The organism is Chryseobacterium sp., from assembly GCF_029240215.1.
Taxonomy (GTDB): domain Bacteria; phylum Bacteroidota; class Bacteroidia; order Flavobacteriales; family Weeksellaceae; genus Chryseobacterium.
On record NZ_JARBTK010000001.1, the window covers coordinates 693,545 to 707,391 of the forward strand.

The window sequence follows — 13,847 nt, forward strand, 5'->3', positions numbered from 1 at the left end:
ATGAATACGAATTTATAACATTTTAATGGTTTATGATTTGAATTTTTCAACAATAATTAGTTACAAAAACAATAATGACGATCAAAAGACCGTCATTATTAAATTAAATAAATATTTAAGTATTTATTTTTTAATTACTTTGATTGTTTGCTTAGAGCCGTCAATCATGGTAAGTACCACTAAATACATTCCGGAATTTAATTCGCGTAATTGAAGATCAGAGCTCGGTTTCTCAAATGTTTTAACTACTCTACCTGCAATATCAACTACAGAAACTGATTTCACATCCTTCACATCTGAGATATTTAAAACATCTGAGAATGGATTAGGATATGCTTTTATGTTATTTTTAGTTAAAGTATTTTCTACTGTAGACAAAGAAGACTGGGTAACTGCGAAGTTATCAACAAAGAAATCATTATCCTCTGGATCATCTACTGTACCTTCCGTAGCGAAAATAGCAAATTTCATTTGGTTAGTTCCACCAGTTACAGTATATGTAAACTGAGTAGAAGTATTTGAGATAACTGTAGATGCATTCCATGTTTGAATAGCCGTCCAGGTTGATCCGTTGTCATTTGACATCAAAACTTGTATCACATCGTCAGATCCCAGAGTTGAAGCATTTGTTGTATCCCACGCCGTCATTCCATAATCAAATTTCACGTCATAAGAAGCTCCTGATAAATTGAAAGTAGGTGATATTAACCAACCGGTTTTATTATCAGAATATAAATTGATTTTAGCTGCTCCTGTTGTACCGTTATTAAGGAATCCATCTTCAACCCAATGATCATTATTACCCGTTGATCCGCCACTTGCAGAACCTCCTGAAGCCTGCCCCCAACAAGATGTTGTAATACTTGTGAAGTCATTTGTATAATTTGGAGTAATCGCTGCACATGCTGTAGTGAAACTTCTTACAGAACAAGAATTTGACGTAACACCACCTGCCCCATAAGCATTAACGATGTAAAAATACTCAACATTATTAGATAAAGGAGCAGTAAACGTGTAAGAAGTAACATTCCCTAAATCAATATTATTAAGAACATCTGAACCTCCCGATGTAGTTCCTACCGTAATCCTGTAACCTGTAGCTCCAGTCATAGCTGTCCAATTGATCGTAGGGGTTACTGACATATTGGTAATTCCATCTGCAGGCCCCGTAACAACCGGGCAGAAAGATTCAGTTGTGAAAGTAGCAGCGGAAGACCATGCACTTTTATCTGTCGCAGTACATACTGATCGTACCCATACATAATATGTGGTGGATGAAATTAATGATGAAAGATCGACAGTGGCACTGCTCGCAGTTCCCGTAGAAACCGTTGTTGAAGTTGGAACCGTATTGGTTGTTGATAAATAATATTCGTATCCATTGGATGGCGCAGGGGTCGAAGCGGTCCATGATGCTGTCGCAGTAAATGCGGTAACCGCTGTCATACCCAAAGCAGTTGGCTCAACACAAGAAGGATTAACTTCTACAAGAATATCATCAACATACAAATTAAACATATTTGCATCCGAATAAACATTAAATCCAAAGTAATACACACCACTTGACGAAGGAGTAAATGTATAAAAATCTGTAACTGGGCTCAAAACGTCAATAATATTGGTATAATCATGCAAAACGTTAGTCTGTGATGCAGGAGTTGCTGCACTGCCGTAAGTAACTTTCATTTTTTCAGAATAACTAGCGCTGTTATTCCCATAGTTATACTTTATTCTATAAGTTGTACCAGCAACCAAATTAATTCCCTGAGTAAAGAACCACGAATTAGCTGCTTCCTGATAATTATAGTTATACGCTAATGTATTATTTGTGAAACCATTTCCAGGATCAAAACTTACAGTCCAGTTATTACCGTTTCCTGCATTTGTTACAGCCGTACAAATAGGCATTGCCGGAGGTGTTGTATTTTCAAAGTCTAAAGAATAAGGAACGTTTGCAGCAACACAAGCGGTAACAAAACAGCTACTGATCCATACACTTGCATCAGTCGCTGTACATTTTGATCGTACCCAAACACAGTAATTACTTCCCGGAGTTAATGAAGTTATTGTAGCACTCGGTACAGAGGAAGTCATATTTGGAACTGTTGTCGCATTTGGTATAACCCCTGCATTGCTATAGAAGATATCATAGCCTGATCCCGGTAGCGTAGAAGGCGCTGTCCATGAAAGATCGATACTGGTTGCGGTTATATTTGAGGTAGTCAAATTTGATGGCGCAATACAAGTAGGCGGCGCAGTCACAATAAGTTTATAATCATGCGCTTCTCCATAACCACTAGTATCACAAGGTATTGGATCAATATTCCAACGGTCTGCAACTCTGAGTCTGTACGTTCCTGCCGTAACAGCAGCAGGTAAAGTAATTGTACCATTTGTAGTCATCGTACTGCCACTTGATCCTGAACCAATCAGTTCTGTCGATTCATCAAAAGTACCGTCATTATTAAAGTCTGCCCAAATTTTCACAAACTGACCTTCGTAGTTATGTGTTGCAGAAAAAGAATATGTAACGGTAGGCGCTAACGTAATGGTTTGCGTTGCGTAATAATCACCATAGGTTCCTGATGAGCACCCAGTACCAAGATGACTGAATCCTGAAGTAGAGATTGTAAAATCATCTATTTGATCCCCACCACTACATCCACTTTGATAATCCGGAGTACAATAGGTTTGAGCACTTATTCCAATCGCAGAAAGGAGAAGCACAAAAAAGTAAGCTTTTTTCATTAACAGTTATTTTTTTAAATTGATAATTAAAATTAGATAAAGTTTTCGAGTTACCAAAACAATAACATTTTTATCATATAAACAATAACGATATAAATAAAATTAAAAAAAAGCAGCATTTTTAATTTATTAATTGTACAAAAGAAAAGAGGCAGCCATATGGCCACCTCTCTTAAAAAAAATTTAGGAAATTTTATTTCTTAATTGCTTTAATAGTTTGCTTAGAACCATCATTCATATTAAGTATAACTACATACATTCCAGATTTCAATTCTCCTAACTGAAGAGAAGAACCTGGTTTTTCTATAGTTTTTACTAATCTTCCAGCAATATCAACCACTGAAACAGATTTCAAGTTTTTCACATCTGAGATGTTTAATACATCAGCAAATGGATTTGGATAAGCTGTAAGATTATTCTTAATCTGACCAGCTTCTGAAGTTGACAAACTTGCATCATAAGCTGAGATTTGGAAAGTACCATTATTTGCAGAACTATAATTCCAAACACCTATTAATAGAGTTTGACCTGGAGTAATTCCATTTGCAGCTGTTAAGTTTAAAAGTGAGAAGTTTCCGTCAGTAGAACTATCATCATCACAACCTACAGAAGTTAAAGTGCCACAAGAACCCGTATAAACACCTAAAACTGTATCTGTAACAGAAGATCCTACTACTGATTTAGTTTCTATAGTAATATTTCCACTTGCAGGTACAACTACTGAATACCAAGTATCAGCAAACCTTGTTGTTTGACAAGCTGTTGTAGCTGTAGTATCACTTGTAAGTGTAGCACCTATAGTAGTTCCGGTTACAGGATTTTGAGCAAATGCAGCACCTGGAGTTATTGATGTAGGAGCTGTACAATTGTCATTTGCTGGTGGTAATGCTAAAGTTGTAAATGTTACTATAGTCGTCCAAGGAGATTGACTTGAACCACAATTTGATCTTACCCAAACATAATAAGTTGTTGCTGGAGTAAGTGGAGACAGAGGTGTCGTCGTTGCCGTAACACTTAATGTTGGTGTTGTTGTAGCCGTTGGAGCTGTATTAGTAGTGCTGTAATAAATATTATATCCACTTGCTGGTGCAGTCGCTGGTGCAGTCCAAGCTAAAGTAGCACTATTACTAGTAATAGCTGACGCAACAACCGCCGTTGGCTCTAAACAAGTCGGAATCGGCTCAATACTAATATCATCAAAACGAACAGATCTATAAGTACCACCTCCTGCATGTCTTAGAGCTAAATACTGATTTGTTCCTGCAGGAATATTTACAGTATATTGAGTAAGTGTTGTTGTTAAATTTATTGGGCTACCAATGGCAACAAACGTACTTGCATCAGTAGGATCTGATAAAGTTCCAACTTCCATAGTATATGAACTTCCGCCAGCATTTGCAGAGAAACGAACTCTATTGTTTCCGTTTGTCAAATTTGTAGTCTGTGGAGACACTAACATTCCGCCTCCTGTACTTGCAGCATCACTATATATATAATAGCCATTAGGTGCAGATGTGAAAGCAGTCGTACTCACATATCCATATCCAGCCCATCCAGATGGCTCAAGATATCTCCAACAAGTAGGCGCATTGGTATTTGTAGAAGATCCTACAGCAGTAGTATCAAAGTTTTCTGCATATGGAGCTGTAATCGCCGTACAAATTGTAGTAAAGTTTCGTTCTGTACAACTTGTAGAAGAAGTTGTAGCATTATAAGAAGTTACAGTATAATAATACTTAGTAGATGAATTCAGTGGTGTTGCAAAAGAATATGTCAGTACATTTCCAACATCCTGATTATTTACAATATCTGTACCTCCAGTTGTTGTTCCAACTTTAATTTTATAACCAGTAGCTCCATTTATAGCAGCCCATGTGATCGAAGGAGACAATGGGACGTCTGTTGCATTTGCTATAGGAGCAGAAACAGTAGGACATGGTATATTTACAGTAGTGAATGATCTTTCCACGCAATTTACTGACGGAATAGTTCCATTGTAAGCCGTTACTGTATAAAAATATTGCTTATTATATTCAAGCGATGTCGAAAAAACAAAGCTAGTCACATTACCCAGATCCTGACTATTTATTATATCAGTTCCTCCGGCTGTTGTACCAACTGAAAGTCTATAACCTGTTGCATTACCTATTGTTCCCCAAGTTATTGTTGGGGTAACAGAAACACCTGTTGCTGCGGCAGATGGCGAAGTAACCGAAGGGCAGCTAGGAATAGGACTAGGAGTAAGACCAAGCAAGGTAACAACAGACTGTGTTGCAGATCTTGTACCAGTTTGTGTAATTGATACAGGATTAGGGTTTGTAGAATCGCTTCTATAATACAAAGTCTTATTAGATCCATTTGAATATGTGTAAAAATGTTCTCCACCGTCATCTCCAGATTTATTTTCATCTACAGCAATTACCAAATTATTTACGTTATCATAAGCAAATGGTGTTGAAAAAGTAATCTCCACAACTCCCGCATTATTGGTTGCTACTCCACTAAAAACCTGTGTAAGTGAAGTTGTAGGAATCCAGTCGGTTGCAGAAGAGAAATTTGTTTTGTTTGTTAATCCTACGTAAACTACAACTTCATTTGAGTTAGTAATTACTTGTGATGCTCCCAAATAAAACTTGAGCCCCGTTATACTTCCTGCAGCATCTGCGTTTATATCGGTCTTTGTCAAGATCTGCTGAGTATAGCTATAGCCATAATATGTACTCCAAGGTACAGTAGCAACTGACGTGGATACTCCACCACTTGTAGTACCAGATCCCAAAGTGACCTGAGCAGAGATTAATGTACCTATAAATAAAAGGTACGTTAGTAAAAGTTTCTTCATACTTAGTTAAATTAAAATTAGGGGGCGAAATTACTAAATATTTGCAATATACATTGAAAATTATCTTAAATTTTTATATAAATTTCAATAAATAACAAAATCTACTAAAGATTTTCAAACAAACATTTGATTTTTTTAACTAATTTTCCAAAAAACAATTAATATGTTTTCATCAAGAATTACTTAAAACATATTAAATACCAGAATAATAACTTCTTTAAGATTTGCCCAAATTCATAATAATTCAAAAAAAAAACAGCGGCTATTTATAGCCGCTATTGATTAATATTAAAAAATACAATATTATTTTTTAATTGCCTTTATAGTTTGTCTGGAACCATCATTCATATTAAGAACAACTATGTACATTCCAGATTTCAATTCTCCTAACTGAAGAGTAGAACTTGGTTTTTCTATAGTTTTCACTATTCTTCCCGCAATATCCATTACTAAAATTGATTTCACATTAGCTACATCTGAAATGTTTAATACATCAGCAAATGGATTTGGATAAACTTTGATCTTGTCATTCAATTTCACCACTTCTGATGTCGATAAACTCGCATCGTAAGCAGAAATTTGAAAAGCACCATCAACTGCAGTTGAAAACCTCCAAACACTTATATACAATATAGCTCCAGGAGTTTGACCCGTTAATACTAATTTAGAAAAATTACCATTTCCATCATCATCGTTACAACCTAAAGATGTGGTTGATGTACAATCTGCAAACACAGATACAACCGTATCTAATAAAGGAGAACCTGTAACTGCATCTGTTTCAATTGTTAAATTACCTGAAGCTGGCACAATTACACTATACCATACATTTCCTCCAACATTTGTTGGTGTAGCTAAACAACTTGCCGTTAAAGCTGGTGTATTAGCAGAACTAACTGTTGTTCCTGCTATAGCATTCTGAACGAAAGTTGCTCCTGGAGTTAAACCAATTGCACCTGAACAATTATCATTTGCTGGTGGTGGTGGTGGTGTTCCTACACAGATATTAAAACTATTGCTATATCCTGCACCATTACTGTTATAGACTCTCACATAATAAGTTTGTCCTAATGTTAAACCAGTAGCAGTTGTAGAGGTTGAGGTACCACAAACAACACTTGTTAATGTTCCACACGCTCCACTAAATACTTGAGTATATAAACTTGTAGAAGATGTACTTCCCGTAGAAATTACATTTGATAAAGCAATAACATGCGATGCATTTGTTGCTACAAAAGAGTACCAAACATCATCATCTGCCGTACCTGTACAAGGAGAAACTGCAACAGATGAATTCGTTGCACTAGATGTAGTTCCGGAAGTTGTAACACCACATAAAAGATCAGGATTCACAGTCAATGTAACAGCATTTGCACAGTTATCATTTGCCGGCGCAACTGGAGTAGTAACACAAATATTAAACGAATTGGCATAACCCGCTCCATTACTATTATAAACTCTTATATAATAAGTATTACCAACCGTCAAGCCGGTAAGCTGTGCGGGTGTAGCAGAAGATGTATCACAAATAATACTTGTTAATGACCCGCAAGTACCACCTAAAACCTGTAGGTATAGTGACGTTGAGGAAGTAACTCCTACAGATACAACATTTGTCAAAGCCACAGTATGCGTTGCAGAGGTAGCTACAAATGAATACCAAACATCATCATCTGCCGTTCCTGTACATGGAGAAACAGCAATGCCAGAATCCGTAGCAGATAAAGTAGTTCCGGCTACAGGATTAGCACATAAAGATCCGGTACTTACTGTTAAAGATGTCGCACCTGAACAATTATCATTTGCTGGCGGCGGCGGCGGTGTTCCTACACAAATATTAAAGCTAATATTTCTACCTCCTGCGTTAGATTCACCAAATGTAAACACTCTTATATAATAAGTCTGCCCAGCAGTTAAACCCGTTACCAGAGCAGCATTTGGATCTGAACAAAGTACACTAGCCTGAGAACCGCAAGCACCACTTAATACTTGAAAATATGCATCTGTAGTACTTGTAGTTCCTGTAGAAACAACATTTGTCAAGGTAACAACATGTGTTGCAGATGTAGCTACAAAGGAATACCAAACATCATCATCACCAACAGCCGTTGTACTACACGGAGACACCATAGTAATCCCCGAATTAGTTGCCCCTAAAGTATTTCCTGCTGTAGTTACCCCACAATTCATATCTGAATTCACAGTTAAGGTAGTAGCATTAGCACAATTATCATTAACAGGAGGACCTGCTACAGTAAATGAAGTTTCCGTACACCCTGAAGCTTCACCAAGTATATTGACAGGAGTAATTGTTACATAATATGTTGTAGAAGCCGTAAGATTTGAAAGAGCATACGAAGTTACATTACCAATATTAGTATTAGCAACAATATCAGCTCCACCCGGAGTTGTTCCAATTCTTAATTTATAGCTTGATGCTGCACCAGCCCCTGAAACTGCATTCCATGTCAAAGTCGGAGAGTAAGGAACGTTTATCGCTCCTGCAGTAGGGAAAGTCAGCGTAGTACAACTCGGAGCAGAGGTCGGAGGCACATCAAATGCAATATGAGGTCTTCTGTAATCTGATGAAGTAAGAGTAGCTCCAAACGCTGAAGTTGTTGTTACATATTTTGTTGTATTGCTATTACTCGTATTTACACATGGGGAAGAATATTCATATTCCCAGTTAATTGTTGCAGCTTGCGCTGTGGTTTGGCTGTATTCTGTAAATACGGCAAGATTACTTCCTGAGGTATAAGGAAAGTTGACCGAATGAACAAATTGTTTAAAACCAGCAGAGTTTCCTACAGCAGTTTGAGGATTAGAATCATACACCAATGTTGCCCCGGTAATTGCAGTAGCCCAATCTAACGCTCCTGACCCAAAATCAGTAGCAGTGGTATTCATCAAATAGATTTTGAAATTAGCATCAGCATTTAGGGTTCCTGATGCAGTATACCTTTTCAAATACGTTGATGTAATTGAATTATTAGCTATAGCCGTTAATTGTGATGCCGGAATAATAAAAGCTCCACGGCTCTTAGAATTTAATGTCGCATTACTATTTGGCGCTCCATAGCTGTTCGTCCCAATTGTTCCGTTACAAACCGGAACAGTGTAGGCTTGTCCCCAATACTTTTGATAAGTTAATAAACTCATTAAAAGTAGAAAGAATAGATTTAATTTTTTCATACTTAGTTAAATTAAAATTAGGGAGTTAAATTACTAAATATTTGCAAAATTCATCAAAAATTATCCTAATTTTTTATTTAAAACACATAAATACTTAAAAATAATTAAATATAATTTAAACATCCATTTAATTATTTACAGAATTAAATTTACAATGAATTGATTTCCAATACATTAATTTAACAAAAAAAAATCAACAACAATTGAGTTATCCATGTAAGATTGTAATTTATTATCATTATAAACAAAAAAAAGCGACTAAAAAAGTCGCTTTTTGAAGAATTTTAACTAATAATCAATTGAGATAAAACTCATATTTATTCAATAACTGAATTTCTTTAATCAAATCGCCGTTTAAATCAACAGAATACTTCATCGATTGCAACTCAATATGAGAATCTTCTTCCGGGTTTTTAATGAAAAATTTGAACTTCTGATCACCTTTATTCTGATCAAGTACATTTCTGAAGAACTCCAGATCTTCTTTTCTGAAATCCATAATATCCATTACCAAAGAAATACTTTTTGCAAACTTTTCAAATGCTTCCTGAAGCTCAATTACATCGACAACATTTACGAAAACCCGACCATCTTTTACCTGAGCAAATTTTATTTTTAAAATAACAAAACGCTGTACTTCCAGTTTTTCTTTCAACCTCATATAATCACGGTCGCCTAGTCTGAAAGAGTAAGATCCTGAGTAATCTTCTAAGGTTAAAAATGCCACTTTTTCTCCACTTTTAAAACCATCTTTTACCACGTATTCAGTAATTAAACCGGCGACGGTAAATTCTTTTCCGCCACCACCATTCTCTCTTTCTTTCTGAAGGGTTTTCCAGTCTTTCTTTTTCTCTTCAAACAGCTCTGCGGGCTTATTCGCAAAAGCCTGCTCTTTATAAGCATCAACTTCATCAAGATTTAAAAACCCGAAATTACCTTTTGGCTCAGCTTTTTTGACCGCTTCTTCAATAATTTCTTCTTCTCCGGCGACAATATCATCAGAAACGATTTCTGTAATATCTACTGTTTCATCCTTGTCATCAACTTCCAGAATAGGAACCTCATCAATCACTACTTTCACCTCATCTTCTTTTTCCAAGACCGATTTTTTAGAAAGTTTACCCTGCATAAACTGATAGTGATATTTGAATTCATCTAAAGGATGCGCAGAAAGATAGAAACCGATGATTTCTTTTTCTTTGTTTAATTTATGCATATTTGGCCATTCCGGGCAAGGTGCTAATTTTGGCTGCTCGATCTGAACCTCTTCGGCAAAATCTGCGAAAAGAGAATTTTCCATCTCATTTTTACTCTCCTGAAAACTTTGTCCGTATCTGATGAGTCGTTCAAGATTCGTTCTTCCCGCCATATCAATATCAAAATACTGACCTCTGTGATACATATTAAATTCATCAAAAGCTCCTGCCAAAACCAAGCTTTCCGCTACTCTCTTATTCATTTGAGAAGGTAAGATTCTTTCAAAAAAATCATAAATATTTTTAAATCTTCCGTTTGATCTTTCTTTCGTTATAGCTTCACTCGGCCCTTCCCCGATTCCTTTAATTGCTCCCAACCCAAAACGGATCTGACCTTTTTCATTTACCGAAAATTTATACTGGGATTCGTTCACATCGGGTCCTAAAACGTCTACACCAATACTTTTACAATCCTCCATGAACATTGTGATCGAGTCGGTATTGTTGATATTGTTACTCATCACACTCGCCATATATTCCGCAGGATAATTCGCCTTTAAATATGCAGTCTGATAAGCAATTAAAGCATAACAGGTGGAGTGAGATTTATTGAAAGCATATTCTGCAAAGGCTTTCCAGTCGTTCCAGATTTTTTCTAAAGGTCCTTCATCCAGATTATTTTTTCTTCCGCCTTCAATAAATTTTGGATACATTTTATTCAAAACTTCAATCTGCTTTTTACCCATCGCCTTTCTCAGCGTATCGGCTTCACCTTTCGTGAAATTGGCTAATTTTTGAGATAAAAGCATTACCTGCTCCTGGTAAACAGTAATTCCGTAGGTTTCTTTTAAGTATTCCTCAGTTTCGGGTAAATCGTAAACAATTTCTTCGATTCCGTGCTTTCTGTTGATAAAGTTTGGAATATATTTGATCGGACCAGGACGATACAATGCATTCATCGCAATAAGATCGGCAAAAACCGTTGGTTTCAGTTCCCGCATATATTTTTGCATTCCCGGACTTTCATACTGGAAAATCCCGACCGTTCTTCCTTCTTTAAATAACTGATATGTTTTCATATCATCCAAAGGAATTGTATCCGGATCGATATCTACATTATGTCTTTGTTTAATTAATTTTAAAGCGTCTTTGATGATCGTCAATGTTCTAAGTCCCAAAAAGTCCATCTTCAAAAGCCCCGCACTTTCCGCAACCGAGTTGTCAAACTGAGAAACTAAAATATCAGCATCTTTGGCAGCAATCGTAACAGGAACAAGATTACTCACATCTTCCGGTGTAATAATAACACCACAAGCGTGAATTCCCGTGTTTCTTATACAGCCTTCCATCTTTTTGGCACTTCCCAAAACATCATGACGAGGATCATCGGGATTACCCAAAACAAACTTCATCTCGTCAACCAGCATTTGATCTTCAGGTTTCAGTTTATCATATTTTGCCAAAGCTTTTGCAATATTCATTCCCGGACTTGGCGGAATCAATTTTGCAATATTGTTGGTATCGGGAATTGGCAAATCCAAAACCCTTCCGGCATCTTTAATTGCTGATTTTCCACCTAAAACCGAATAAGTAATAATCTGTGCCACCTGATTTTTACCATATTTTTCAACTACCCATTTGATGATTTTATCACGACCTTCATCATCAAAATCAATATCAATATCGGGCATCGAAATCCTTTCCGGATTTAAGAATCTCTCAAAAAGGAGATCATATTTAATGGGGTCAACATTGGTAATTCCGGTACAGTAGGCAACTGCTGAACCTGCTGCAGAACCACGACCGGGACCAACCCAAACTCCCATTTTACGGGCTTCGTTACAGAAATCCTGTACAATCAGAAAGTAACCGGGATAACCTGTATTGGCAACAACTTCCAGCTCAAAATCAAGACGTTCTTTAATTTCGGCAGTAATTCCGGTTGCAACATATCTCTTTTTCGCACCTTCGTAAGTTAAATGTGTCAAATAAGCCATTTCACCACGTTTTCCGCCATCAACTTCATCTTCTGCGTGAATAAATTCCTCCGGAATATCAAATTTTGGAAGTAAAACATCTCTTTTTAAAGTGTAAGGACTGAATTTTGCCGTAAATTCTTCATAGGCATCAAAAGCATCCGGATAATTCAGAAAAGCTTCCTTGATTTCATGCGAATTTTTAATATAATATTCGCCGGTTGCCAATCCTCTTCTCTTTCCAAAGCCTTTTCCTACAGGTGTTGTCAACTTTTCACCGTCTTTGATGCAGCTTACAATATCCTGAATATTAGAATCATCTTTGTCGGTGTAATAAGTTTGGTTTTGTGCTAAAATTTTAACTTGATATTTATCTGCAAAATGTAAGAGTACATCATTTAAATGCTCTTCTTCAGGAAGTTTATGATTCTGAATCTGAACATAAAAATCATCTTCAAAAGTATCTTTCCACCATCTGAAAAGCTCCTCCCCTTTTTGTTCTCCGGTATTTAAAATCGCATCGGGAATATCACCATTGATTCCGGAAGTGAGTGCAATCAATCCTTCTTTATATTCAGCAATCAATTCACGGCTGATCCTTGGAACTCCGAAATAGAATCCTTTTAAAAATCCGATACTTGAAAGTTTTGCTAAATTTTTATATCCGTTAAAATCTTTAGCTAGCAAGACAACCTGCGTTCTTCTGTCCGGATCATCTTTTGTAAATTGCTTTTGTTCGTAACGGTCAGAAATATAAAACTCACAGCCCACGACAGGAATCAAAGGTTCTGAAACAGGTTCGGGCTCGTTAAATTCCGTTCCGTTTTCTTCAGCTTCCTGTTTTTTTGCTAAATATTCTTTATGTTTTTTTGAACGGTCAGAATTGGCAGATTCTACAGCAGAAACAAATTTAAATGCACCCATCATATTTCCGAGATCGACCATTCCGACAGCGGGGAAATTTTCGTCTGAGGCTTTTTTAATTAAATCATTAATGCTGGAAGTTGCCGTCAACGTTGAAAAAACACTTTTATTATCGAAATTGAAGTATCGTCCTAAATCAATATCATCAATACTACCGACATCAGATTGTTTTTTCTTGTTATTAAAATCTGCAACCTGCCTTCTGATAACTATCTCAAAAGGTTTGATCGGATTGGGATGAAGCGTTTTAAAATACGCCAATTGATCCTCAGAAGTTTTCAAAACCTCAGCAGGAATAATTCCGATACGCATCATTTCAAAGAAAACCTGAGCCGTGGCATTCACATCGGCTGCAGCATTGTGCGCTTCGTCAAATTTGTGACCGTATAATTTCTCGTATAATTCTTCCAGTTTTGGAGATTTATATCTTCCTCCTCTTCCACCGCCGAGCTGACAATAATCTGTTCCCAGAATCATGGTATCTGCTTTCGGCTTCTCCTGAAGATTATCTTTGATGTTTTTTCTAAAAAATTCTGCTCCGACAATATTATAATCGAACTCAACATTGTGCCCGGAGACAACTCGTACTCTTTCTAAAACTTCAGCAAATTCTTCTAAAATTTCCTGAAGATCACGCCCCTCTTCGTTGGCTATTTTTGTAGTAATTCCGTGAATTCTTGCAGCGTTGAATGGTATATCGTAACCTTCCGGTTTAATTATATAATCCTGGTTTTCAAGCAAGACACCATCATCATCATGCAGTTGCCATGCAATCTGAACCATTCTTGGCCAGTTGTCTGAATCTGAAAGCGGTGCGTTGAAATTTTTCGGTAAACCTGTGGTTTCTGTGTCAAAAACTAAATACATAAATTATCTCTGACTTTTATTTAAAAAAGAATGTAAAGTTAGTGTATTTTTTGGTTTTTATAGTAATTTCGGGGCTAGAAACTGACTTGATTTTTGTATAAA

At 36.5% G+C, this 13,847-nt stretch carries 4 protein-coding genes; all 4 read right to left on the reverse strand.

Translation table 11 applies throughout. The features are described 5' to 3' along the window. Nucleotides 1-123 precede the first annotated feature (123 nt). Nucleotides 124-2,748 carry a GEVED domain-containing protein gene (locus tag K0R77_RS03080; protein ID WP_300347446.1) on the reverse strand — a complete coding sequence of 875 codons (2,625 nt, stop codon included), beginning with the start codon at nt 2,746-2,748 and terminating at the stop codon, nt 124-126. A gap of 193 nt (nt 2,749-2,941) precedes the next feature. Then, nucleotides 2,942-5,590 (reverse strand): fibronectin type III domain-containing protein, encoded by a 2,649-nt coding sequence (locus K0R77_RS03085; RefSeq protein ID WP_300347454.1) that lies wholly within the window; start codon nt 5,588-5,590, stop codon nt 2,942-2,944. Nucleotides 5,591-5,893: 303 nt separating this feature from the next. Continuing rightward, nucleotides 5,894-8,782 carry a T9SS type A sorting domain-containing protein gene (locus tag K0R77_RS03090; protein ID WP_300347460.1) on the reverse strand — a complete coding sequence of 963 codons (2,889 nt, stop codon included), beginning with the start codon at nt 8,780-8,782 and terminating at the stop codon, nt 5,894-5,896. Between the two features lie 295 nt (nt 8,783-9,077). Beyond that, the gene (gene dnaE / locus K0R77_RS03095; RefSeq protein WP_300347462.1) at nt 9,078-13,745 is read right to left on the reverse strand and encodes a DNA polymerase III subunit alpha; all 4,668 of its coding nucleotides are present in this window, start codon (nt 13,743-13,745) and stop codon (nt 9,078-9,080) included. Nucleotides 13,746-13,847 lie beyond the last annotated feature (102 nt).

What these genes read in the sequence shown, in the direction of transcription:
- dnaE (WP_300347462.1), bottom strand. Translation starts at nt 13,745, where the DNA reads ATGTATTTAGTTTTTGACACAGAAACCACAGGTTTACCGAAAAATTTC.
- K0R77_RS03090 (WP_300347460.1), bottom strand. Translation starts at nt 8,782, where the DNA reads ATGAAAAAATTAAATCTATTCTTTCTACTTTTAATGAGTTTATTAACT.
- K0R77_RS03080 (WP_300347446.1), bottom strand. Translation starts at nt 2,748, where the DNA reads ATGAAAAAAGCTTACTTTTTTGTGCTTCTCCTTTCTGCGATTGGAATA.
- K0R77_RS03085 (WP_300347454.1), bottom strand. Translation starts at nt 5,590, where the DNA reads ATGAAGAAACTTTTACTAACGTACCTTTTATTTATAGGTACATTAATC.